Annotated in this window: 18 protein-coding genes and 2 pseudogenes; 1 reads left to right on the top strand and 19 read right to left on the bottom strand. The window is 44.9% G+C overall.

The window, feature by feature from the left end; translation table 11 throughout:
• Positions 1 to 42: 42 nt before the first annotated feature.
• From FNY66_RS00530 to FNY66_RS00490, 10 genes and pseudogenes are all read right to left on the bottom strand, one after another.
• Complete coding sequence (locus FNY66_RS00530; RefSeq protein WP_150309972.1) at positions 43 to 1,146, bottom strand: acyltransferase family protein; 1,104 nt, start codon at positions 1,144 to 1,146, stop codon at positions 43 to 45.
• Positions 1,136 to 2,596 (bottom strand): lipopolysaccharide biosynthesis protein, encoded by a 1,461-nt coding sequence (locus FNY66_RS00525; protein ID WP_150309971.1) that lies wholly within the window; start codon positions 2,594 to 2,596, stop codon positions 1,136 to 1,138. Before FNY66_RS00525 ends, FNY66_RS00530 begins: the two co-directional genes overlap by 11 nt.
• On the bottom strand, positions 2,574 to 3,917 hold the full coding sequence (locus FNY66_RS00520) for a hypothetical protein (protein ID WP_150309970.1): 1,344 nt from the start codon (positions 3,915 to 3,917) through the stop codon (positions 2,574 to 2,576). Before FNY66_RS00520 ends, FNY66_RS00525 begins: the two co-directional genes overlap by 23 nt.
• 3 nt (positions 3,918 to 3,920) lie before the next feature.
• Positions 3,921 to 4,925: a Stealth CR1 domain-containing protein gene (locus FNY66_RS00515; RefSeq protein WP_150309969.1), complete on the bottom strand. Its 1,005-nt coding sequence runs from the start codon at positions 4,923 to 4,925 to the stop codon at positions 3,921 to 3,923.
• Positions 4,922 to 6,085, bottom strand: coding sequence for a radical SAM protein (locus FNY66_RS16080; RefSeq protein WP_229409413.1), 1,164 nt, complete (start codon positions 6,083 to 6,085; stop codon positions 4,922 to 4,924). Before FNY66_RS16080 ends, FNY66_RS00515 begins: the two co-directional genes overlap by 4 nt.
• Positions 6,086 to 6,241: 156 nt before the next feature.
• Positions 6,242 to 7,363 (bottom strand): annotated as a pseudogene (locus tag FNY66_RS16075) (glycosyltransferase); the annotation flags it as partial.
• A 16-nt stretch (positions 7,364 to 7,379) separates the two neighbouring features.
• Positions 7,380 to 8,387, bottom strand: a complete 1,008-nt coding sequence (locus FNY66_RS00505) for an acyltransferase family protein (RefSeq protein ID WP_150309967.1) — start codon at positions 8,385 to 8,387, stop codon at positions 7,380 to 7,382.
• The gene (locus FNY66_RS00500) at positions 8,384 to 9,487 is read right to left on the bottom strand and encodes a glycosyltransferase family 4 protein (RefSeq protein WP_150310108.1); all 1,104 of its coding nucleotides are present in this window, start codon (positions 9,485 to 9,487) and stop codon (positions 8,384 to 8,386) included. Before FNY66_RS00500 ends, FNY66_RS00505 begins: the two co-directional genes overlap by 4 nt.
• A 114-nt stretch (positions 9,488 to 9,601) precedes the next feature.
• Entirely contained in the window at positions 9,602 to 11,077 is a 1,476-nt protein-coding gene (locus tag FNY66_RS00495; RefSeq protein ID WP_150309966.1) for a helix-turn-helix domain-containing protein, read from the bottom strand.
• 166 nt (positions 11,078 to 11,243) lie between these two features.
• Positions 11,244 to 13,007: an AMP-binding protein gene (locus FNY66_RS00490; protein ID WP_087151017.1), complete on the bottom strand. Its 1,764-nt coding sequence runs from the start codon at positions 13,005 to 13,007 to the stop codon at positions 11,244 to 11,246.
• A gap of 362 nt (positions 13,008 to 13,369) precedes the next feature.
• On the opposite strand from FNY66_RS00490, the pseudogene FNY66_RS00485 reads away from it, so the two are divergent.
• Positions 13,370 to 14,197 (top strand): annotated as a pseudogene (locus FNY66_RS00485) (nucleotide sugar dehydrogenase); the annotation flags it as partial.
• Between the two features lie 171 nt (positions 14,198 to 14,368).
• On the opposite strand, the gene nifJ reads toward FNY66_RS00485, so the two are convergent.
• The 9 genes from nifJ to FNY66_RS00440 all read right to left on the bottom strand — a co-directional run bounded on the left by nifJ (position 14,369) and on the right by FNY66_RS00440 (position 25,612).
• On the bottom strand, positions 14,369 to 17,920 hold the full coding sequence (gene nifJ / locus FNY66_RS00480; RefSeq protein WP_150309965.1) for a pyruvate:ferredoxin (flavodoxin) oxidoreductase: 3,552 nt from the start codon (positions 17,918 to 17,920) through the stop codon (positions 14,369 to 14,371).
• A gap of 242 nt (positions 17,921 to 18,162) precedes the next feature.
• A complete protein-coding gene (locus FNY66_RS00475) occupies positions 18,163 to 19,314 on the bottom strand; it encodes a type II toxin-antitoxin system HipA family toxin (protein ID WP_150309964.1) in 1,152 nt (383 codons plus the stop codon).
• Positions 19,301 to 19,540, bottom strand: a complete 240-nt coding sequence (locus FNY66_RS00470) for a helix-turn-helix domain-containing protein (protein ID WP_229409399.1) — start codon at positions 19,538 to 19,540, stop codon at positions 19,301 to 19,303. The genes FNY66_RS00475 and FNY66_RS00470 overlap by 14 nt, the downstream gene beginning before the upstream one ends.
• 96 nt (positions 19,541 to 19,636) lie before the next feature.
• The gene (locus tag FNY66_RS00465; RefSeq protein WP_150309963.1) at positions 19,637 to 20,452 is read right to left on the bottom strand and encodes a DUF4143 domain-containing protein; all 816 of its coding nucleotides are present in this window, start codon (positions 20,450 to 20,452) and stop codon (positions 19,637 to 19,639) included.
• A 259-nt stretch (positions 20,453 to 20,711) separates the two neighbouring features.
• The gene (locus tag FNY66_RS00460; RefSeq protein WP_190324736.1) at positions 20,712 to 21,686 is read right to left on the bottom strand and encodes a YbjQ family protein; all 975 of its coding nucleotides are present in this window, start codon (positions 21,684 to 21,686) and stop codon (positions 20,712 to 20,714) included.
• Positions 21,664 to 22,005, bottom strand: a complete 342-nt coding sequence (locus FNY66_RS00455; RefSeq protein WP_150309961.1) for a hypothetical protein — start codon at positions 22,003 to 22,005, stop codon at positions 21,664 to 21,666. Before FNY66_RS00455 ends, FNY66_RS00460 begins: the two co-directional genes overlap by 23 nt.
• Positions 21,998 to 22,909 (bottom strand): YIP1 family protein, encoded by a 912-nt coding sequence (locus FNY66_RS00450; RefSeq protein WP_150309960.1) that lies wholly within the window; start codon positions 22,907 to 22,909, stop codon positions 21,998 to 22,000. Before FNY66_RS00450 ends, FNY66_RS00455 begins: the two co-directional genes overlap by 8 nt.
• A 156-nt stretch (positions 22,910 to 23,065) precedes the next feature.
• On the bottom strand, positions 23,066 to 23,245 hold the full coding sequence (locus FNY66_RS15960; protein ID WP_324613876.1) for a hypothetical protein: 180 nt from the start codon (positions 23,243 to 23,245) through the stop codon (positions 23,066 to 23,068).
• Between the two features lie 114 nt (positions 23,246 to 23,359).
• Positions 23,360 to 25,612 carry a hypothetical protein gene (locus tag FNY66_RS00440; protein WP_150309958.1) on the bottom strand — a complete coding sequence of 751 codons (2,253 nt, stop codon included), beginning with the start codon at positions 25,610 to 25,612 and terminating at the stop codon, positions 23,360 to 23,362.
• Between the last annotated feature and the right edge of the window lie 275 nt (positions 25,613 to 25,887).

Raw genomic sequence — 25,887 nt, 5'->3', positions numbered from 1 at the left:
ACTCCTTTCTTCCCCGATTTCTGTATCAGTCCAGACTATGTTTCAGTCCAGAACAAATTTCCCTCTTTTCTTCCGCTGCAGCTTCCGGTGAAGGAACATTAGGATCCTGTACATGATATACATCACAATGCATCTGGCGGCAAAGCAGACCAATACTCCGGCGGCCGGACAGAAAGCCATAGCATCCGTCAGTCGGTACCAGGGGAAGATCACCTTCTCATAGGCATGAAGGCAGACGATCCAGATAGAATTAAACCCAATCTCTTCCAGAACTGCCATCAGTTTGCCTGTATGTTCTCTTCTCATATAGGCGGCATATATTCTGAGGAACAGGAATCCGGTGCAGAATGTAGCCAGCACATCCGCCAGTCCCAGCTTCCACATACAGGCTACGATACTGATCTGCCCAAATGCCGCCGAGAGCAGTATTAATGCAAGAATAACTCCCCACCATTTCCATGATATTTCTTTTTCAAGAAGTCCTCTCTCTTTCAGTTCTGCTCCGGCATGGAGATATCCCACTGCGATCAGGGCCATGGGCAGACAACAGGGCCATATTTTAGAGATCAGTGTCAGGACATATCCCAGGATCACACAGGACGCCGTAAGGAGAACACGTAATCTGTCTGAAGTTATCTGTACGATACCGTTATAGATCAGCCAGCCGCCGAACAGCGCAAGCACGAACCAGAAAATACTGACAGATTCCACCGGAATCCCCCACAGTGTACCTCCGCCTTCCGCATTCAGTCCCAGCAGATAAGTCAGGATAAACTCGCCGCCGTTCTCCATAAAGGAGCGATGACGGACCACTGCCAGCAGGAATTTGGATATGATCACAGCGGCAGCGACAATACAATATGGCAGGAGAAGCAGTTTTCTCTGGATGACAAAGCATTTCCGAGGTTTTCTCTTATAGAAGCCGTATCCGCTGATCATGAAAAATGCCGCCATGATCCCGCCTCCGAACACACTGCCGGCTCCGGAAAAGAGTTCCCCGCTTCCTGTCGGCTGCGGTTCCAGATACAGGTTTATGGAATGTCCCAGAACAATCAGGACCATTCCCAGTCCTCTGGCAAGATTAAAGTACCCAAGTCCCAGGGTCCTGCTTACATTGGATCCACTCTTATTGAGTTCACTCTTCATCCTCCGCACCTCCTTTGCCTATCTGGTGGAACACGGTGATCAGCCTCTTCCGGAAAGCAAACGCCAGGATCAGCGTCGCTGCAAGCGCCGCGTAGCGGAAATACTGAAGCCGGTACAGTCCCATCGCGGCAAATGACAGCAGGATCACACCGGAACTGATGGCCAGAAGGTTTTTCTCCTGAAAGACTTTCTCCGGAAGATCCTTACGTCGGCACGCCCGTTTCATCAGGACAAAATGCAGCAGTGTCAGCACCATATAACTGACCAGCGTAGTCCATCCCGCTGCAAAATATCCGAACATCGGAATGAAGATCATATTCAGGACAATGTTCAGGACAGAGCAGATGATCGAGATCACAGATATTCCATTATTTTCTCCGTAATACATCTCCACATTTGCAAACACCATATACAGAAAGATAAAGTATACACTGGCTGAAACAGGAGCAATGATCCAGATAGCCTCCATATATTCCTCTGTAGCCAGTATCCTGATCAGATCCGGCGCCAGAGCACTTACGGCAAAGGTAGCTCCTCCCACGAGCAGACATACGATTGACGCAGTCTGTCCAACATCTCTGTACTTTCCAGCCTTCAGCTTTTTGTACATCCACGGATTGAATGATCCGTTTATGGATGAGAGGACGAGAAGCATCAGAGTCGCCGCAGAATACGCCACGCTGTACACTGCCGCCTTGCCGCTGCCCTGATAATAATTAATCATGATCCGGTCCGACTGGTTCAGGATGATCTGGGAAACGTAGTAAAATATAAGAGGGAGATTAAAACGCAGGGCAAAACTCCAGTATTCCTTTTTGAAAAAGGTTTTCCCTCTGACAAAGAGCAGGACCGCAAATATTACACCAAACAGAGTCTGAACGGATACTGTGCCTATGATCCGGGCTTCTGCCTTATAGCTTGTACTTATCACAGCCACAACCGTAACAAACAGGTTCAGCACAGTGCTGACTGCAGTAACCGCCACCGGTTTCCTGTACCGGAAATCAAACCGCTCCCGGTTCGTCCATAGCATCAGAGGCGGGTTGAACATAAGCTGGATAAACATCAGCAGCATGATAAAGCTGCTCAGCCCGGTAGCCCGGTCAATCCATTTATGTAACAAAAAATACACTCCGCCTGCTGACAGAGTCAGGACAGAGATCAATCCCATGATGGATGACGTGTAACCGTCCTTGTCATCTTCATAACGGATCAAACCGTTATTCAGCCCTTCATAAGGCAGTTTCAGAGACGTAAAAAGTATAAATACATCGAACCAGGCAAAGTAAATGTTACAAATACCGTATTCCTCTGTTGTCAGCAGTCTGGTGAAGATCGGGACCGTTATAAAAGAGAGTCCCCGCTGAAGGAACTGGCAGACGGTAAACCAGACAGACGTCCGCACCGCAGCGGGCATTTCTTTGTATTTATTCAGCAGATTTATTTGCACGTCGTCTCATTCTCCTTTGTCGCCTTAAACGTATCCGTTTCTTCCGTCGTTCTGTAATAGATGCCCGGATCTCTTCTCTGTCCTTTCGGTGACTCGCCAGAACAAATCCAATCCAGAACGCCATTGGCACTGCCACCGGATTGGCAAATGCCGACTCGCTTGTACTTGATATGAGCAGATATAAGATCAAGAACAGAGTGGACGCAAAATCACATCTGTAATCCCAGAGTGCAAAAACCTTCTTTATAAAGATCCAGAGTGCGCCCAGCAGGGCTGCGAAGCCGAAATATCCGCATTGTCCCAGAATCATCGGCCAGAACGTATCAGACACAAAGCTTGAATAGGACTGGGATATCCCCCATATTCCTGCCATCCAGTACATGCCGTATACCGGAGAATATGGTTCAATAGAAAATGCGGACCCGTATGTCCCCCACCCGGTTCCAAAAGGGAAATGATCCGCCGCAATAAACGGGGCTCCGATCGTCAGCACAGCCCGGGCAGACTCTGTTCCCATGAGAAAATAATAGCTGATTGTCTGATACAAGGCGGCGACGCCTGCCACAGTTACTACAACAGCAGCGAATATCTTTACTTTTCTGCTCAGTTTCTTCTTCCTGTTTCTGAATACGACCAGAAAGATCAAGACCAGGCAGGCAAGTGCGCCCATGGCCTTGACCCTCCTGGTGCTGACCATAATAAAAGCAAGCATGGCCAAAGGGATAAAGATCATCTTCCTCTTTTCTTCATACATCCAGAGACAGATCGCACAGAGGAACACGCAGATTCCTACCAGGACCGTATAGACTGAGTAAAACAGCTTCACCGCCCGCAGTCCGCCTCGCATATCCGCGTCAAATATCCCGAAAAACAGGTCAGCCATACAAAGTACAAAAAGCACTGTCGTAACGGCATTGACAACATACCACAGGATCTGCCGCAGCCGGCCGGATTCCGCCTCATCCGGATCGTCATACGCAAACATCAGCCAGGAAGCGCCCGCAGCCAGGAAAAACTTGATATTCACATAAGAATCCTTTGCCGTATTCACAAAAGGCTGATAGTGCCAGACAAAGTATCCGCACCATCCGCTGACCCAGAACACAATCAGAAATATAGCAAACAGGATTCTTTCCCTTGTCCAGCTGATCTTAAGCTTCTTCTGGAGGAACCGGAGAACAGCCATCGGAACGATCAGCAGAGCAAACAGCTCATCTGCATACTGAAAGACTTCCAGATGCTGCTGGAACCAGTCCTGAAGAACGAAAAGAATGATACAGAATGAAATAAGTAAAATATTCCGCATAGTAACTGTCTTCATAATCTATAACTCCTCATATTGTGAGCGCTCAGGCAGCAGCCGCTCAAAACTTTTCGTCAGACAGGCTCTGATCTCTTCGAAATCAATATCATCTGCACTGTCATTCAGACAGACTGCCCGGTATTTCTGCCTCTCAATACTCCGGCATATCTCTGTAATTTTATCCATTCCCAGTTCGAAATGCCGTCCCCATCCTGTACTTCTCGGACAGAACTCTCCTTTGCAGATCCGCCAGTCCTTCATAAGCCAATGGCTCACATCCGATCTGGAGCGGAATCTGTTCGCAGAACACTGCTCCAGCACATCCGGTTCCGCTTCCCACACCTCTGTAAATGTGCTTTTCAGATGGGAGGTGGGAAGATGTGAGTCCCGAAAACAGGAAAAGTATTTGAACGGACTAAGAAGCAGGTTGCGCATCAGATTTCCTCCGTACCGCATGGAGAAAAACTTGCCGCCATGTTTTCTGAGCACGTCTTTCTTGTTAAAATGGCTGTTGATCAGTGCAAAATTATTCAGCTCCGTGTGCGGAAAGCAGTCCTCCGGATCTGTGGCGGTTATCATATCCAGAAGAGCTGTTTCCATGGGAACCCCCTTTTGAAAAAAATCTTCCGAAGCCACAGGGGCTATCAGATACATGTCGTCATTAAAAAGTACGAACTGCTCTGCCAGCTCTGGAATCCTGTGCAGCCAGAGCTCGATCACATTGGAATTGAATGTGGGAAGATACTGTGGCGGAATATATTCTTCATGACTGACAATCCTGAGCCGGGGATGCTCCCGATTCAACCATGGAGGAATCTGTCCGTCCGTCACGAAAAAGATCCGGTTCACCCAGGGGGCGAAACACTCTGCGCCTCGAAACCAGTAGCGCAGAAGCCCCCAGTCCCGGAACCGGTTCTCTGTGCTTCCGTTGTCCTTCTCTTCCGGGGAAAAAAACGCCCTCCTGCGCTTCCATTTTGAATCATTCCCATCTACCCACAATATAACAAAATCGATCTTGTCTCTCACTGTGCCATGTCCTCATCGCTTTTCCTGTGCAGCTGCGCCCGGCTCGCCCCACTCAGACCATCGCATGCCGCCGCCTTCATATCACATGTGCTACACCTGTCCAATTCTTCCTTCGTCACCTTGCCATCCCGGTAATCTCTGCAGATCTTATTCTCATACATGGAATAAGGCTTCTTCGTAAACAGCGCCTTCACTTTATGCCGGAACACCCACCATGCCGGCACCCATATATACTTGTGCATAGCCGGTGATACAGAGCCAATCATCCAGCAGTTCCGGTCACAGCAGCGCACCTTTTTTCTAACCCTTTCTGCTTCCGGACTGTTCCACAGTTCCTCCCATGTCTGGGTATTCAGATTGCCCAGCACTTCCTTGTCCTTCGTACCGTTGCAGGGCATCACGTCTCCATAGGGATCGATGAAAAAGGTATCAAAGCTCATATCGCATGGCAGGAGCCGCTTCTGGCCGTAAATATAATTGATCAGGCCATGATTAAAATACGCCCGGAACCACTTCTTGGGGCTTCTGCTGCGGAGAAGCTCATTAATCAGCTTTTCAAAATTCTTTGCTACCATGGGACGGTCATGTATGATATTTTTCGTCTCAACGAAATAAAAACTGTTGTGAAGAGAGGCCGTGGCAAACTCCATCCCTGTTCTGTCAGAGATCCGGTAGAGAGGCACCAGATCCGGTGCATTTCTGTCCTGGACTGTCATGCCGAATCCTACATCCTTCATCCCCATCCTGCGGAGAACCTGAAGAGTATGGTATCCACGTTTGAACCCGTCCGGCAGCCCGCGTATCTCATCATTCGTCTTTTCCATTCCTTCAATAGAGATCCGAATACCGATATCAGGGAATTCTTTGCAGAGATTCACGATGCGGTCTGTGAAGAAACCGTTGGTGGAGATCACGATGCGGTCGCTTTTCTTATAGAGTTCCCTCACGATATCCTTCAAATCCGTCCGGATAAACGGCTCGCCGCCGGTGATATTGGTAAAATACATTCGAGGCAGCTTCCGTATTGTCTCGATCGATATTTCTTCTTCCGGTCTGGACGGTGCCTTATAGCGATTGCACATGGAACATCGTGCATTACAGCGATATGTAATAATAATCGTTCCGTTCAGCTTCTTGTCTTTAAGTTTCTTTTCTTTCATCCTTTTTCCTTTTTTCTGCGTTCCTGTTCTTCTCCCTCCTTTAGAATGTTCATGCCCGGAGGAGGGCTTCCGCCTTCCTGTATAGATTTTCATTAACTTATCACAGTATCTGTCACCTGTATCAAAGTCCGTACGATTCAGACAGTTCTCTGCATACTGATCCGTCAGCTGCCTGTCGCTCCAGAGCTTCCGTATCTTTTCCTTCAGATCTTCTGTGCCGCCAGCTGTAAACAGTTCTCCTGTCTCCCCGTTCCGGATCAGCTCCGGGATACCTCCCATATCCGCACCCAGAACCGGCGTCCCATAAAGCTGACTTTCCATAACGGAGAAAGGACAGTTCTCGTACCATTCTGACGGATATACGGTAAATCTTGCCTCACGGATCAGTGTCTCCAGCGCCGTTCCGGACTGAAAGCCTGCGTTTCTAATGTTGTCCGCTCCTGAGATTTCTCTCTCCAGCGGCCCCGTGCCTGCAAACACAAATGGGATATCAGAAAGTTCCCGGCACACCTGCAGAAGGGTCCGGATTCCCTTTTCCTCTGAAAATCTGCCGAAATAAAGTACGTAGTCCTTTTTCTCTGTTTTTCTCCTCTCCACACAATCAGCAAAATTATGCAAGACTACTGTTTTCCCTGCAAAAACCGGATTCGTATCCATCTTCGTCTTCAGGAACCGGCTGCAGCAGATGACTGTATCTATATATCGATATACTCCGCAGCTGTTCCAGAAGAAGGCCTCCGCCGCACCGACAGCAGACTTTGCCAGACTGCCATGGATACATCTGCCGCGGAAACAGTTCTGGAAATGACCGCCCAGACATTTCTCACAATTCTCATGAGTATTCGGATCATACAGCATATGGTTGGGACAGACAAGCTGATAGTCATGGGCAGTGTATACAATCCTGCACTTCCTGCCGCTTTCTCTCCTCCATTTCGCAATCTCCAGGATCATGGACGGCGTCAGCTGATAGTTGAAATTATTGATATGACATACATCCGGCCGGAAATCATCCAGCACCAGCCTCAGCTTCTTCCTTGCCTCGGAGGAATAGATCGTTTTGACCGGATAGGTCAGCTTGGCCAGCATAGATCCCTGATGAAAATCCATGTCGCTGGTATATACGTTCACCCGGTTTCCCACACATCTGCCCTCGTGCTCCATTCCAAAGTACTGTACTTCATGCCCCTGCTCCTTCAGGGAGTCGCCTAATTTAAATATATATGTTTCCGATCCCCCATTCGGATGGAGGAATTTATTGATCAGGAGAATCCTCATTTTCCACTCATACCTCTTATCTTTCTTCTTGTCCCGTTATCTTTCTTCCTGTCACGGAAACCTTTTCCCCAAGTTTCTTTAAGCTTTTCTGAAGCACGAGAGAAAATACCGCAGCTCCGCAGAGCACTATGATCACTGAAAAAATATACTGTTCCCAGCCGTCTCCCAATGCAGAAGTAAGTTTCAGCTTCTCAGCAAGCCGGAAGGCCACCATATGAGACAGATAGAGCTCCATGCTGATCCCGCCGATAAACTTCGTTATCCTGTTGTTCAAAAGTTTTCCCTGATCTGACACAGCATAGATAAGGAACGCAGCTGACAGTACCAGACAGGCCGCAGTATTTCTTCCTATTACATAATATACCACAGCCGCTGACAGAACAAGCCCTGCCGCCGCCCATTTATTCCATCTTTCAATCTGCTCTCTGTACAGATAGATCATACCTCCGGCGAGGAAAAAGCAGGCGCTGTACAGGACATTAGCCCGGCTTGCCCCAAAATAATACAGGCACATAAAATGCCAGACCACACTGAGCCCGAATACAGTCCAGGCTCTCCTCCCGTTCTCGATCAGCACGCAAAAAAACGGGAAACAGATATAAAATACAAATATCAGCCCCAGGAACCAGCCCACACCGATAACCGCAATGCTACGGGGATCCGGAAGGAATCCGAACATTAATGTCAGATCAGCAAATCCCTCGCAGAATGATCCTGCCGATGGCGACATTACCACATCCAGGAGCACTAAAACTGCAAAAAAGGGAAAGATCTTTTTAAAACGTCTCCCATAGAATTCTGAAAGACTGATCTTCCCACTCAGCATCTTATTGTAATACCCGCAGCACATACCAAAAGCAGAGAGCATCATAAACAGAAAAACAAAATCTGTAAAAGACGGAATTACTGTGTCGTATAAATACCCCTGTATCGAGTAGGTGCTGTTCTCTGCCACATGCATCATTACGATCCCGATACAGGCGATCGTCCGAAGTCCGTCAGCCGAACCATAATACTTTTTCATCTTCTGTATATCTCCAGTGTCTTCTTCACCGTAGTATCCCAGTCAAATCTGCCGCAGATATAATCCGCCGCCTCACTCTTGTATTGCCCCACAACGTCCGGATGGTCACAGAGAAACTGAAGCTTCTCTCTCAGATCATCTACGCTGCCTTTCCGGAATGTCAGAGCCCTGTCTTCCACTACGTCAGCACATTCCGGAATATCCGAGGTAAGACAGCAGCAGCCATAGCTCATCGCTTCCAGAAGGCTGAGCGGCATTCCCTCCAAATCACTGGGCAGACAGTACACATATGCATTACTGAATAACTCAGCAAGCACTCTCCCCCCGACAAAACCGGTGAACCTGATCCGACTGTCGCCTCCGGCGAGTCGCTGCATCTCCTTCATAAAAGCCTGGGAATCCGAACTTCCGCCTGCAATGACCAGTTTCTTCTCCGTATGAACTGTCCTGAATGCCTCGATCAGATACCGGATCCCCTTCTCTGGAACGACACGCCCCAGAAATAAGATATACTCATCCTTCTTCAGACCAAACAACTGGTTGATCTGCTCTGCCTCTATCTTGCGATGCCGGTCCACTCCATTTGGAATAAGCACAGTTTCTCTTCCGTATTCTTTGAGAAAATATTCTTTTGCTCCCCGGCTCAGCACTATAATCTCATCAGCATATTTTACCGCAATTTTTTCTCCGAAGCGGATGTAATTTCTGGCAAACGCTCCCCATTTCTGCCGTTTCCAGTCGAGACCATGGACAGTGGCAATACACCGCCTCCCCAGCAGTCTGGGAATCCAGAGCATGGCGCAGGGACCTTCCGCATGGAAATGAACTACGTCAAATCTTCCGAAAGCCGCAAATATAGAAGCGAAAAACGAGGAAGAAACTGCGGCCAGCCCCTTACCGGTAACTGTCGGCACTGGCCGGATCCTGACCCCCTTATACTCATGAAGATTACATCTGCCATATCCTTTTCTGTTCACATGATGCTCCCGCCGGTTAAAGCATGTCACCTGATGTCCGAGCCGCACCATACGCGTTCCCAGCTCTTTCACGACGATCTCTACTCCGCCTTCACGTGACGGAATCCGTTTATGTCCCAGCATTGCAATTTTCAATTTTTTTCTCCCCTAATATGTACATTTTTCCAAAACAGAGGTTAATGTTCAGGACTCCCCCATATCGCGCCGAGTGATAATATACAGATTATTGATAACTCATCAGCTGTTCCCTTTGATTCCATTGATTACCTGTTCAACGTTTGCAATAATTATTTCTTTATCTGTAATCAACGAATCGGATCGCTTCTCCCAAAACTCATAAAAAGTCTTTACAAAAGCGTCTCTCATATCAATTCGGCTAATAATATACATATTATTATAATCACCGTCCAGCCGGATATGAGAAATTGTATCGTTCAATAAGATACAGTATCTGGTTTCATAATCCATATTGGGAATCAGCCTTCCTGACACCATCTTAATTTTCAATTTCTGATGATTCCTGCACAGTTCAATAAAATATTCCAGGCATCGTATGATCTGTTTCTGGGTAAGATGTACTTTGTAATTAAAAAAGTCAATCTCATTGTCAACCACAAGATTATAAAAAGCTGTTCTATAAAGCAGAATACTGATTTCAAAATCTTCTACGGCATTTCTGGCAATTCTGTGAATACTTCGCAGTTCATCAAGCGCTGGGGATTCATTCTCCTCTTCATCCATCTGTCCGGCAATCTGCTCCACAATCTCCTCAAATAAATCCTCCGGCAAAAAATGTTCTGTCAGATGCCCTATTATCCACTGCTGGCAGAGAGCAAACAATCCATGAACATACTCATGTTTTAAAATCATTTCCCGCATAGACGTTTTGCGAAAAAGCTGATTTTCCTGACTGCACAATCCTTTCACACTGCGAAAAACAGACCGGCAATTATCTGAATTTTCACTTGTCACCACGGATACACAATGATTCCCGCTGACAAGCAATCCAGAAATCATATAGTCGTCTTCTACGGCAAAAATTGCTTTGCCAGCCGCCCCGGCACTTCCGTACAAATGAAAGTCAATGCAGCGATTTCGATCCAATACCTCCACGAGAAAGCTTATATCATGTGAATAATCTAATGTATCCTTCTGCACATTGATCACCATACAATAATGTACATCCTGATACCATTTTCCTTTCGAAACGTGTTTATTTTTTGCTTCTATAATCTGAAGCTGATACTCACGCTCCAAAGCAAAAATATCAAACGCGCCTACAATGTTCAAAGAGCTCACGCGACGCAGGACCGGATGTCTCATCTTAACCACAAACTGTACAATTTTCATCTCCGGCCAGAACTGCAAACCCAGGATTACATCCGCGTCCGGACTGTTCTGGAGATCCCGGACATAGTTGTACTCAGCTTCAAGATTATCCCAAATTGCCTGCTGCAGATCCGATTTGTTTTCCACCTGATACTCCTGCATCAAGCCAGTCGCCGCTTCAGCTCCGCACTGTGTGACGATACACTCACTTATCCCTTTCAGAATCTTCGATGCATATTTTTCTGACGGGATCATTTGTCCACCCGTCCACTTGCTGATATAAGACACATCATACTTAAGTTCCTGGGCAAGGGCGTAGTTCTTTATACCCGCAACTGTCATCAAATGTTTCAAAAGTCTGCTGAATCTGTTCTTTTCACTCATTTTCCCCTCATAACACAAAAAGAATACCTTATATAAATTTTGTCTTATTCATTTTACTCTAATTTGAGTTTTCTATCAATCCCGTTTTTTCCCAGATTTTTAGCCAGATATTTTAAAAAGGAGCTGTCGCACCATTATTTAGTGCGACTGCCCCTTTTCATCTTCCTTATGCATTTGCCCTTCTTAATTCTCCGGGCACTTTCTTCAGCTGCTCTTTCAAAATCGTTTTGGTCAGTCCAATACGGTTTGTTTTGAAGTGGAAGAACGGCCGCTCTGAGAGTTCAATAATCTCAACCGGCTGCATATAATCATCCAGACACTCTCTTACTTTATCTTCGATATCATCAATCGCATATCCGTCTTCAAGCACAACATACAGATATGGAAGGAAACATCCTCCGTGCTCGCTGTCCGGAACCACTACGAAAAATTCGTCATCAATCCCTTTTATATCTGCATCCGCCAATCGATTTTCCATCGGCAGGGTAGCCAGGTCTCCGCCACCATAGCGCGGTGCTTTTCCCCGGGTCTGTACATACAGAACGCCGTCTTCATTCATAAATCCGATATCCCCCGTATGCAGCCATGTCATGCCGTCTTCATGTACTTGAAGCGCTTTCTTCGTTGCTTCTTCATTATCATAACCAAGCATGAGCCCCGGACCGCTGATACAAATTTCTCCCATCTCGTTATACGTAAGCTCCTTCTGAGTCCCCGGCTCGAATACGCTGATCACATTCAGGATCGTAGGAACTCCCACGTTCCCGTTTCCCATCGGATACGGAGACATAGGCAGCGTGACATTGGAGCCCGCCTCACTGTTTCCATAACCTGTAGTAAACCGGATATGGCAGTTATGCGAATCCACAAACTTTTGGGCACGCTTCAATTGATTATTATTGTAGGATTCCGATCCGGCGCCTGCCGCAGTCAGATGTGACAGATCATAATCATCAGGAATACGCCCATTGCGCATTACTGTCTCAATAAACATCGGAATAAGCGGCCAGGAGTTGGGACGGCAGCGCATCAGCTCCAAGTCCACATCCTCAACTGCAACGTAAGGATTTAAAATCAAAAGCTTGTTAGATGCCAGAGGCATCAGTTCCATAGCAACTACTACAGCAACCAGAGCCGGAGGGAGTGCCGTTACCATCCAGGTCGGACGGTAATCACTTGCTCCTGCATAAAAATTCATCTGTGCAATAACAGCCAGCATTGTGTGTGCAGAGTGTATAACCTGTTTGGACGGTCCTGTAGATCCGCTTGTATAGGCCCTGAATAATGGACGGTTCACATCGACCGGCGCATCTACAGGACCCTTGTAACTCTCGCCTATCGCAAGGAATTCCTCCCAATCCATCGTCTTCGGTCCGTGAGCCTTTTCATCAGGATACCTGCTGTCCAGATTTTTACGGACATAATCCGGCATATCTTCCCGTCTGCATGACTGACACGCATCGATCAGCACTACTTTCTCAACATCTGTATCAGACAGGAAACGTCCCAGCTCATGCTGAGCGAGATAATCCTGGGCGATGATCACTTTGGCGCCTGACTTCCGCACAGCCTCTACATTTTCTTTCAGTGTGTTATCCCTGCACAGCAGAGATGCTCCGATTTGTTCTGCCGCCAGCAGAATATAGATAAACTCCGGCACAGAAGAAAGAAATACCGGAATCTGGTCTCCTTCTTTAAAACCGACCGCACGCATAGATCTGGCAACAGCTTCTGTCTTCTGAAAAACTGTACCCCACAAAATCTGACTGCCATAAAAATCCATCGCAGCCACATCCTCACCCGGACAATTCATCTTCAGATACTCTTTTACCGTGCATTCCGGAACTGTAATCTTCCTCAGCGGTTCCGGATAATACTGCAGCCACGGACGGTCTACACTCGGTTTTCCTGTCAAATTTGTACTACTCATTATTATTTTTCTCCTTAAAACTTTGTAACCCATAGCAAATATTGTCCTGAATATACATTGATCTTCATATAACTTTTTTGCAGCGAGCGTGTTAAGTATAGCTCTCGAAATCCGGAAAGTATACAGAACAAAAAGGCAAAAATATGAATTTTTTTCAAAAAATTGGAATTTTTTAGAATTTTTATAAAGCCTTTCATGTTGCCGGTTTTTAACAAATTGGCACAATCAGGAAGAGTTTTGCCGTAAACAGTATTGAATCCTCATATTTCCCATGACAAATATGAATAAAGAATGATGTAATTGGTACAGTTACATCGAACAGCTCCGTCCGTTGACATCATAGAAAGGATTTCAATACTGTCATGAGAACATTTAAAGAACTGAAAATTGCAGTCGCAGGAACCGGCTACGTAGGGCTTTCTATAGCTGTTCTGCTATCCCAACACCACACTGTAACAGCCGTGGATATTATTCCGGAACAGGTAGAAAAGATCAATCGACGAATTCCCCCGATCCGGGACGAATATATCGAAAAATATTTTTCCGAAAAGAGGCTTAACCTTACCACAACAACAGACGCTACTTCCGCCTATAAAGATGCTGATTTCGTCGTGATAGCAACCCCGACTAATTATGACAGCCAAAAAAATTTCTTTGACACTTCTACGGTAGAATCAGTGATTGAGCTTGTACTGAAGGTCAATCCCAAGGCAGTCATCGTCATCAAATCCACGATTCCGGTGGGATATACGGTGTCCATCCGAAAGAAATACAGAATCGCAAATCTCCTGTTCAGTCCGGAATTTCTCCGTGAATCGAAAGCATTGTACAACAACCTTTACCCATCACGAATTATCGTAGGTACAGATGACACCGATCCTTTCCTGGCAAAAGCCGCTCGTACATTTGCCCGTCTGCTTCAGGAAGGGGCAGTCAAAGAAAAAATTGACACTCTTTTCATGAGATTTACGGAGGCTGAAGCCGTTAAGCTCTTTGCCAATACCTATCTGGCACTTCGTGTATCATACTTTAATGAGCTTGATACATATGCGGAAATAAAAGGGCTGGACACTCGTGCAATCATTGACGGTGTCTGTCTGGATCCCCGCATCGGCACTCACTACAACAATCCCTCTTTCGGCTACGGCGGCTACTGTCTCCCCAAGGATACCAAGCAGCTTTTAGCAAATTAAAAGGTATATACCCGCGATGTATTCCGACGGGACTAAAGACAGAAGACGAACCAGCAAAATTCCGACTCTAAAAGCCAGAATTCTGCTGGTTCGTCTCTTCTTCGCTTGTCAGGGGCTGAAAATCGGCATTAACCGACAGCCCCCTTTTCGTCGTTTCAATTGAAAATGTTATTCAGCTTTATCAGCTGCGTATACATCTACCAGTTTCTTCAGGTAGTCGTATCTCTCCATAGCTTCCTGCTCGTTGCGTGCGAACAGTCTTGCAGCCTTCTCCGGGTTGGATCTCTTCAGGGCATTGTAACGAACCTCGCCGTCAAGGAATGCCTGATAGTCTTCCTGCTTCGGAGCCTTGCTGTCGAGTGAGAACTTATCTCCCTCTGCAGCCGGATTGAACCGGAAGTTATTCCAGTATCCGCACTCTACTGCAAGCTGCTCCTCTGTCTGAGCCTTGCTCATGCCCTTCTTGATACCGTGGTTGATACACGGAGCGTAAGCGATGATGAGTGACGGTCCCGGATAAGCCTCAGCCTCTGTGATGGCTTTGACTGTCTGGTTGAAGTCAGCACCCATAGCGATCTGTGCAACGTATACATATCCGTAGCTCATTGCCATACCTGCAAGGTCTTTCTTCTTCGTCTCTTTACCGCCTGCTGCGAACTGTGCTGTAGCACCTGTCTTTGTAGCCTTGGAAGACTGTCCGCCTGTGTTGGAGTAAACCTCTGTATCGAATACCATGATGTTGATATCCTTGCCACTTGCAAGTACGTGGTCAACACCGCCGAATCCGATATCGTAAGCCCATCCGTCACCACCGAATACCCACTGGGATTTCTTAGCGAGGAAGTCTTTGTTCTTAAGAACTTCTGTTTTCTCTGCGAGATCACAGTCGCATCCTTCCAGAGCTGCCACAAGTTTATCTGTAGCTGTTCCGTTTGTAGCTCCGCATCCGAATGTATCAAGATACTCTTTTGCAGCAGCCTTAACGTCTTCTTTCTCAGCGATTTCAGCAATCTTCTCAACTTTCGCTTTCATTCTGTCACGGATTGTATTCTGAGCGAGCAGCATACCATATCCGAACTCAGCATTGTCCTCGAACAGAGAGTTACACCAAGCCGGTCCTTTGCCTTCCGGAGTTACCGTGTAAGGTGTGGACGGTGAGGAGTTACCCCAGATAGAAGAACATCCTGTAGCGTTTGCGATGTACATTCTGTCACCAAACAGCTGTGTGATCAGCTTAGCGTACGGTGTCTCGCCACATCCGGCACATGCGCCTGAGAACTCAAGCAGCGGCTGTTTGAACTGGCTTCCCTTTACAGTTGTCTCTTTGAATTTTGCAACAACTTCCGGTTTTACCGGGATCTCTCTTCCGTAATCGAAGAAGTCCTGTTTGCCGGCATTTGCTTCCATGTTCTCCATAACGAGTGCCTTCTCGCCCTTCTTGCCCGGACATACGTTAGCACATGATCCACATCCTGTACAGTCGTAAGCAGATACAGTCATGGAGAATTTCATTCCCGGCATACCGATCATGTCGATTGCTTCCATTCCTTCCGGAGCTTTCGCAAGCTCGTCCTCTGTGAGGGCTACCGGACGGATAACAGCGTGCGGACATACATATGCACAGCGGTTACACTGGATACAGTTCTCCGGTTTCCATACCGGGATATCTACTGCGATACCACGTTTCTCGTATGCGGAGGAACCTGACGGTGTAGAACCGTCTACATAGTCGTTAAATGCAGATACCGGAAGTGTATTTCCTTCCTGAGCATTTACTTTTGCCTGAATATTCTTAACGAAATCAACAACGTCTTTTCTTCCGTTCTCGTCTACCTTCGGCTGAGCGAGCCCTTCGTCAGCTGCGTCTTTCCAGCTCTCCGGAACTGTTACTTCAACAACCTGTTTTGCACCTGCGTCGATCGCATCGTAGTTCATCTGTACGATCTTGTCACCTTTTCTTCCGTAAGTAGCTTTAGCAGCAGCCTTCATCAGGTCGATTGCCTCTTCTTCCGGAATGATAGCGGCAAGTTTGAAGAATGCAGACTGAAGGACTGTGTTGATACGTCCGCCAAGTCCGATCTCTTTACCGATCTTGATACCGTCGATCGTGTAGAACTTGATATTGTGATTTGCAATGTAAGCTTTAACCTGTCCCGGCAGATGTTTCTCAAGGCCTTCCATATCCCAAGGACAGTTCAGAAGGAATGTACCGCCGTCTACAAGCTCCTGTACCATGTTGTACTTGTCCACATAAGACGGGTTGTGGCATGCCACAAAGTTTGCCTGGTGGATCAGATATGTAGATTTGATCGGCAGTTTACCGAAACGGAGGTGAGACATTGTAACACCGCCGGATTTCTTTGAATCATAGTCAAAGTAAGCCTGTGCGTACATGTCTGTGTTGTCACCGATGATCTTGATGGAGTTCTTGTTCGCTCCGACTGTACCGTCAGCGCCAAGTCCCCAGAACTTACAGTTGATCGTTCCTTCCGGTGTTGTAACAAGCGGCTCGTCAGCTTTCAGTGACAGGTGTGTCACATCATCTTCGATACCGAGTGTAAATACTTTCTTCTCATCATTGTGATATACAGCAACGATCTGAGCAGGTGTCGTATCTTTGGAACCAAGTCCGTAACGTCCTGTGTAGATCGGTACAGCGTCAAATTTGGAACCTTTGAGAGCTGCAACAACGTCCAGATACAGCGGCTCGCCCATAGCTCCCGGCTCTTTTGTTCTGTCAAGAACAGAGATCTTCTTAACAGAATCCGGAATTGCATCGATAAGTGCCTGTGCACAGAACGGTCTGTACAGACGTACCTTTACAACGCCGACTTTCTCTCCTGCCTTCATCAGGTAGTCGATTGTCTCCTCGATCGTATCGCAGACAGAACCCATGGCGATGATCACATGCTCAGCGTCCTCTGCTCCATAGTAGTTGAACAGTTTGTAATCTGTTCCGATCTTAGCGTTTACTTTGTCCATGTAGTTCTGAACGATTCCCGGAAGAGCATCGTAATACGGGTTACAAGCCTCTCTTGCCTGGAAGAAGATATCCGGGTTCTGTGCAGAACCTCTCTGGCACGGATGGTTCGGGTTCAGCGCGTGAGCACGGAAAGCGTCGATCGCATCCATATTTACCAGATCTTTCAGATCTTCATAGTCCCATGTCTCAATCTTCTGGATCTCGTGGGATGTACGGAATCCGTCGAAGAAGTTGATGAAAGGAAGTTTTCCTTCCAGTGCAGCACAGTGAGCAACCGGTGTCAGGTCCATAACCTCCTGTACACTTGATTCACACAGCATAGCTGCACCAGTCTGGCGACAGGCGTAAACGTCTGAGTGATCGCCAAAGATAGAAAGTGCATGGCTTGCCAGTGCACGGGCAGATACATTGAATACGCCCGGGAGCTGCTCTCCTGCTACTTTATATAAGTTCGGGATCATAAGCAGAAGTCCCTGAGAAGCTGTAAATGTTGTCGTCAGAGCACCTGCTGCCAGAGATCCGTGTACAGCACCTGCCGCACCTGCCTCAGACTGCATCTCAACAACGTTGACTGTCTGTCCGAAGATATTCTCTCTGCCTTCTGTTGCCCATTCGTCAACATGCTCCGGCATAACGGATGACGGTGTGATCGGGTAGATCGCCGCAACTTCTGTGTAAGCATATGACACGTGAGCAGCAGCCTGGTTACCGTCCATGGTCTTCATTTTTCTTGCCATTTTCTTGTTCCTCCTTAAAAATATACAGTGGTGAGAGCCTGTCACTGTGCATCCGCACGCGGCATAGAACTCACATATTCACATACAGCTTCATTATATCGCCAAAAATGACAAAAGTCTATAGAGTGCCGTCGGGTTTTTTGTATATTTTGGAGTGCAGTTTACAGCGAAAGAGCCTGCAAAAAGCAGGCTCTCACAACAAATAATATGATATTGATGAATAATCTTCCAATTTATATTTTTTAAAGAACTTTTGTGTTTTTTGATATAAACTCGCTCAGATGCTCTTTCACGCAATTCCTTACTTCCTCTGCAATTTGTTCTGATTTCCTGCCGTCCATACCTATCTGATCCGCTACTGCCAGAATTTCTTTCATTCCCGGGTTTTTCCCATTTCCATAGACAGTCGTCGCATGTTCCCCACCGATCGAAGAACTGTAAGTAAGGTCATATGCCGGCGATAACCTCCACTGATCCTCTGTTTCTTCATACAGATAAGTGAAATTTTTCGAGTGATCATCACGATTATGAGCAAAGACATTAAAACACATTAACCTGTACAGCTTCTCTACTTCCGAAAAGTCCTTTGTCAATTCCAGTGTTAGTTTCATCAGAATCTCATAATCAAGATTAGGAATACGGTGGGACGTCTCCAGCACTGCTGAAACAGACAACATATGCACCCGTTCCACACTTCCATCTGTTTTTTGTCTTCTGTCAAATCTTTTGGTCCCAAAATATCCGTCGCAGATTTTCGAGGGGAACAGGCGCGTCTCTGCCATAGGGATTCCACATTTGCGTGCGCATAAAGAGTATTCATACTCTTGCCTCCCAATATTCTCGCGGTCAGCCGGAGATGGGAATTTAATAATCCATTCTTCTCCGTCGATCTGCGTAAGTATCTTAGGTCTTGCCCCTCCGGAAGAACCTCCCAGGCGGAACAGCTCATCGAGATTTTCTGCTGATTCTGTATTCAAAATCTGTCGGCACTCTTCCGCTATCGTATCCAGATCTATAGGATTTTCTTCTATTTCAAAATGACGTTCCGGTTCGTAGCACAGCGCCCCCATTCCCGATTGCCCTACAATCGCAAGCCGGTCCATATTTCCCACCTCATAAGGATTCATATGATTTTTAAGCATAAGTCGGTCTACCAGCAGTCTTCCCCATCCATCCGGAAGACTGTCCGCGAAAACCCCAAATATGCCGTCAAAGGGTTCCTGTTTCGGGATGAAAACTTTCTGCTCTAACGGCAGAGAGAACGGACTGATCGAAAATCCATCTGCAAGCCACTCCCGGTCATATTCGAAAGCGGAAAAACGCCCTTTATACAGGGCCATAGTTCCGACTTTCCTGCCATGGTACGTTACATTCAGCCTGTTAGTTGTTCTCATTGATTATCTCCTCGATCGACAGATATGGTGCGTCTTCAAACAGCCGTTCCAGTTCTCCGTCCAGTTCCAGCGCCACTGCAATTTTCGTAAGCGAGATCAACGATATCTCCCCACTGTTTTCAAACCGCTTCACAGACCCTAAGCTTACTCCCGATTTTTCACTCAGTCTTTTCTGTGATATCTTGCGTCTGCGGCGGATCTTGCGGATTCTTTCAGCGATAAGCATATTGATCTCTTTGGGGGTCTTTTTGTTGAAAATAAAATCATTCATAGATAATATATTAGCTTAATATCCTTTTTTTTGCAATAAGCAACTAGTATATTAGCTATATTTTGTATCTTGATAATATTGGTTCAGATTCCCAATATAATACAATGGGAAATTCACCATCCACTCCTGCTCCCGGTAATCTGACATCGATGTTCTGACTGCATATTTCATATTGTATTTCTGTACAAATATCCGAAGGCTCTTTGCCTGAAGATTTTCTTCCGCCTTAACCTCGATCGGACCAATCTTATCATCCATCTGCACTAAGAAGTCAATTTCCCCAGTGCCTCGTTCTGCTGACCAGTAAAAAATATCATTTTCTTCGTGTACGATAAGCTGCTGAAGAACATACTGCTCTGTCAATGCCCCTTTAAACTCTTCAAAAAGCCTGTCTCCCTCCAGAAGGATTCTTTTATTCAGTCTGGACATTGCTCCTTCCCGAACCAGTCCATACACAAACTTTTTATTTTCTCTGGATAACTGCGTGGGAATCGAATTCCACACCATACGGGTTTTCGTTACGATTTCTGCCGGAGCATGTTTTGACAGATTATTTTCATATGCCATGAGGAGTCTGTTCTGTACTGCTCTTACCTCATCAAGATTTCTTGTCTTGACATATGTTTCCACTGCTTCCGGCATCCCGCCAACAAAATAGTAGGTTCTCAGATAGTTGGCAATTTTAGATTTAAAATTGCTGAGCATCGTAAAATCCTGTGAGTCCATCAGCTCTACAAAACGTTCCTGTCCGCATGCCCTCAAAAATTCCCGGAAAGTCATAGGATACAGATTACAGAAATCAACTTTCCCCACCGGAAACGAAGTTCCCTCATGAAGTGCAATTCCAAGCAGCGAACCTGCGGCCATGACATAATACTGGGGAGCCTGCTCATATGTATTTTACGACAGATAATCACATTTTTTAAACGACTTTTGTGATATTTTCCACATTTTTCAAATGACTTTTGTGATATTATATATTACATTCAGACTCTCAGTTGTTCTCATTGATTATCTCTCCGATGCTTTTGGACAGATTCACAGATCTTAAGTTTGCTCCCGACTCCTCGCTAAATTTTTCCCGTAATGTCTTGCGTCTGCGGTGAATTTTCTGGATATTGCATTGTTATATGATTTCCTCAATTTTTTTAATACACTCATCATACATATTTCCATACAGACGTTCTTTCATAGCCATAGCCTTTACATTTTCTATAAGATCTGGAGGGATTACCCCACGGTTGGTGTTGTCGTATTCCACACAGTACTCATAGATTTCTTTTGCTGTTTTCATTTCCTTTATTGTGAGCTTAAATTGAATTGAAAACGGAAGTTCAGCTGATCCGTCATTCTCTGTACTGTTCATTTCTTTTGGTGCAGTGTTTGACTGCCATTCTACATCATTGACTTCAGGGATTACAACCACACCAAGGTCGCAATATTTCCGTATTGTGACCCGAACAGATTTAAGCATCCCCACCTGCTCCGGAGGCAGGGAAACAGGTACTGCAGCACTTGTTTTATCCCGGCGTACGGAATCCGGTATTAGACGGAAGTCATAAAACGGAAGATTCTCAAAACAATAATAGTCATCGAGTGTGGTTGTAAATTCTACATCACAGGATATAGCTGAAATATTGTTTTGAGTAATATCAGTGATTGTAAGCACAGCACTGCATTTATCGCCCTGAGGAGTAATCTGCATATTTATCGGTTTGATCGGCAGATCGGGATTAAAATTTTTTACATTCAGAGTGTTTGTCGGATAGGTGAGCGATTCTGCAATTTTTTCAATCTTTACAGCCGTACCATTGGCGGTCACGCCCATAATATCAGCAGAAAAAACAGTATAATTCATTTCAATTGCGATAATCCCGTCCGCGCCAAGAGATGAAGCGCTGGCGATTAGCTGTTTAAGAGCATGTTCACGGGCTTTGCTCAATTTACTTTCATACAGCGAACTGTTTTTCCCCAGGAAATCAGCCAGATTAGCTCCAAAAGAACTCAGAAATCCCGTACCCATTGCACATTCTCCGGAACAGAATTCTAAATATTTTGTAATTCGGTATCCATCGAATTCATATCCTGATGTAATCAACATAGTAATCATCCTCCGTTTTCATTTTTCTTATCAAATTATTTTTCTTCCACCACAACTCATATTCATACAATCCCATTATAAGATATATTGTTACTCCGTCATTATCAATAATCAGTGTTCTGCTTTCTTCCATCGCTCTCCACATAATAAATATAACTCCAAGATCTCCTATTACCTTTATGGTTGTCCGAAGTGGTTTTCTAAAGTCATCTAGTGCTGTTCCAGAATTAAACCACGTCAGATCCAGTTGCGCACGTTTCGCCTCTGTATCAATCTGGAAAGCCACGGCAATATCCGTTGTATTCATCACATCATACATTTAAATAATCACAAACAGAAATCCATTTAATTACTTCAGAATTTTTCCTAGTAATGTCTGTGTTGTACTCTATAAGTTCTTGATTGTGTGCAATATCTTCAATCTTGTCAGATGCCCATTTTAATTCAGATGTTAACCTGTCAACTTTCTGATTACTTAAAGTCAGCTGGTTATATAACATATACTGATTTCTTTTAATTTCATCTAGTCTGCAAATTATATCATCTAGTTTTCCTATTATAATCTTACCTATCAACTCATTTTCATAAATATTATAAGCGCCTTCATGCCCTGTTAATCGTGAACACCTGCCGGATAAATAGTACTCATAAAAAGACGCTATAGCAACCATATTGCGATATTTGGAATAAATAATATTCATATTATACAACTTATCAAGAGTGTCCTTGACTGAATAATAGTTCTGTGACAAAAGACTATACGCCTTTTCCAATTGCTCGATTTCATGATTAGCTCTTTCAGCATCCTGATAAATTTTTCTGTTTTCATTCCTAATTCGACGATTTTCCGATTCATAATGCAAATCTATCTCTGAATTATCGTGATAAAAACTTGCAAATCCAATTCCATATGCAACTAAAGCTGCCAAAACACACAATGCAACCGAAGACTGGGTTGGTCCTTTAAACAGATGCAGCACAATATAAGCAATAACAAAAACAACTCCTCCTGGTAATAATGCGTACGCTGCAATAGATAACATATCCCCAGTTCTTTCTTTATTATCTCGTTCTTTATATTCTGGAGATGGTTTTTTGTTTAACACTTCTGTTAACTCGTTAATTTTAATATCGATATTCCAACAAATTTGATTAAGCTCGTATAGCTTAGTTTCTAACACCAAGACATTAGCTAAATATTTTATCATTTGTTCTCTGTTCATTTCAGTTTTCCTTTCTAAAGTTGCATCTTTTCTGCATATAAAAATGTAAATATTTCCCAGAGGCAATGTCGATGTCCGCTCATGCCTGTATGCGAGAAAAAATCTATAACCAATCAATTCTACTGTTTCAAATGAAACTCCATTAAATGTCGCCTGTCAGTTGTTCTCATCAATTTTCTCCTCGATTGACAGATATGGAGCGTCTTCAAATAGCTGCTCCAGTTTTCTTGCCATTTCCAGCGCTACTGCAATTTTTGTAAGTGGCTTCAACAATATCTCTCCACTGTTTTCAAACCGCTTCACAACGCCTAAGCTTACTCCTGATTTCTCGCTCATTTTTTTCTGTGATATCTTTCGCCCGTAGTGAATCTCGCGGATTCTATCAGCAAGCAATGAGCAGATTAATCTCTTTGGATACTTTTTACTAAAAATGAAATCACACATTATCCACTATTCATATTGCACAAATCCCATTTTGCCATTGACATTGTATATCCCATAACAAGGTAATATACTTGTGTCCTGTACATTTATGACCCCGGAAAGCCATGTTACAAATTCTTCCGGCAAACTGGCAATCTGCATACCCGGAGTATATATTACAAAATCGCCTGCCTCATCAAATCCACACGGTTCCACGCAGATATACCGCATATTATTTTCATAATATACCTCGCCCGGTTCATTCTCCATTTCAAGGTTTTCTAATCTCATCGAATAAGAATATGGATCGATCTGGTCAAGTGGCGAAAAATTACCGTGAAAATTGCATATATACCTTGTTCCATTTGCATATCCATCCCCTGTATCTTCTGCATCCGAATCATGATATTGTCCTGTAAAAGAACCGTCTGAATTCAGATTAATAATAGTTGCCCATGCGCCTGCACCGCTTGAAAATATATACTCGCCTGCCATAATTCCAAAATTTTTCATTTCATTTCCAGAACTGCTCTGCTGACCAGTCTCGAAATTTCTCACCTCATCTAAGGCCGTCCATTCGAACAATATGATTTCCGAAAAATATTTATCTCTTTCTTCTTGTGTTATAACCTTTCTCCCCGTCTCATCCTCAAAATAGTAACTTTCCGACTCTGTATTGTTATGCTCAATAGCTACAACAAATTTTGTAACAAGCTCCGTTTTTGCTAATTCGCAAAATGCTTGCAATACCGTAACATCCATAAAAGGTCTGAAATCACCCGAAATTAGTATAGCTTTATATTCCGGCGAATACCTATATTCGCCATATCCGTATTGTTCGTTCACTAACACAGCCTTACCTGCATCAATTGAAAATAGCCATGTATTAAAAAACGGCATATCTCTGGTAGCCTGTATCAATAACTCTAAAATACCATCCCCGTTTATATCATACAAAACATATTCTAACAGTGAATCCGTCCATTCTTCGCCAATATATTGTGCATAATCACCGGTTTCAAGAAAATCCATCCAGAATTCATTACTGTCGATTGGCATACTTTCTCCTGCGATTTCCACAATCCGTTCCGGACTATATGTAATCAAATCATATTCATCCAACGCGTAATCATACTGTTTTGTTTCATCCAAGAGCGCCAGATACACATGCATCTTGTCAATCTGGCCTTTCACATACTGCCCTCTTTCTGATATTTCCCATGTACCATTGCTGTTCAGATAGTAAATATAACTCCAGCATCTCAGATTGCTTTTTATCGAAGTTCGTATAGAATTTCTGAAATCATTCAATTGATTCCCCGAGGTAAGATCCGTTATATCCAATTGGTCTCGTTTTACCTCAGCATCGATTCGCGACGCAACTGCTATATTGATCAGGCAGGAAACCATATAAGACAATTCACCCTTATCCATCTCTTCTGCAATGTTTCCGAAACACCGAGCCACACTTACCCCGAGATTGACAGAAAAGATAAACAGATCCGCAACTTTTCCATATACACTAGATTCTGTTATCGCTTTCTCCAATGCAAGATCCGCTATTTCGCTGACTAACTGCTCTTCCGCCGCATTTTCAGGATCTGAACTTGCCTGATAACTCTCTTCTGCGACTTGGCTGATTCTCTTCACATAGTCTTTGTTCTCACCATAATTATCCACATTCAGACTGCGCAGGACATCAAAATCATTCAGGCAGTCCTCGCTCCAACTTGCTGCCTGCTCATATGCCTCATATGCGGATACCGCAATTTCGACCACCGTAAGGGCATCTGAAAGTTCGCCCGCATGGTCGCTGAACGTTTTCAGTCCTGTTGCTTTCAGGAAATCTTCTCTATTCCAATTCAACGTATCCCACAGAGAAAAAAGCGCATCCTGATCCGTCTCAGACAATCCATCTAATCGTTTTATAACATCTTCTGCGCTTTCCATCGCGCCACCGCCAACCGACAAAGTATCGATAAGATCTTGTCCACTGGCAAGGCAGCTTCCCAAACCTCGTCCCTCTAGCTCAGACTGAAAGTATTCATTCGTATCTTCATCATAGAAACTTTCATCTTCTTCATTCAATGTCTGGAGCGCTTTCGCGTACTGTTCATCTTTTATCTGATTCGTCCCCCATATAGGGACAAGAAAACGGAAATCGAAATTATTACATGCCAAATATACCGCATCCCAGGTTCCTGATGATTTTAGATCCTCCCCCGGTTCCAGCAGGTCAAGCTGTGATACACTATTTTCCAACACTTCCGGATAATCCACCGTCATAAAGTCGTACATCGTGTATACCGGCACATTAATGAATAACCTTCCATCTATGACTTCCGCCTTGATTCGCAGATAATTAAACATATCAATGAGGTTCAGGTAAACCTCTTCTCCGGTATCCAGACAGCCGTCAAACTCTCTTTCCCCGTATCTAAGTGAATAAATTGTATTATTAGAGGCCGAAATAATAATATCCTGATTGGTATCCTGTTCTTCACCTTTTACCAATGTAACCGCCGTAAGCCTGTCTCCATCCCTGACAATGCTTG

Source organism: Mediterraneibacter catenae (assembly GCF_008691045.1).
Lineage (GTDB): Bacteria > Bacillota > Clostridia > Lachnospirales > Lachnospiraceae > Mediterraneibacter > Mediterraneibacter ornithocaccae.
This window is presented reverse-complemented; position numbering and strand designations above follow the sequence as displayed.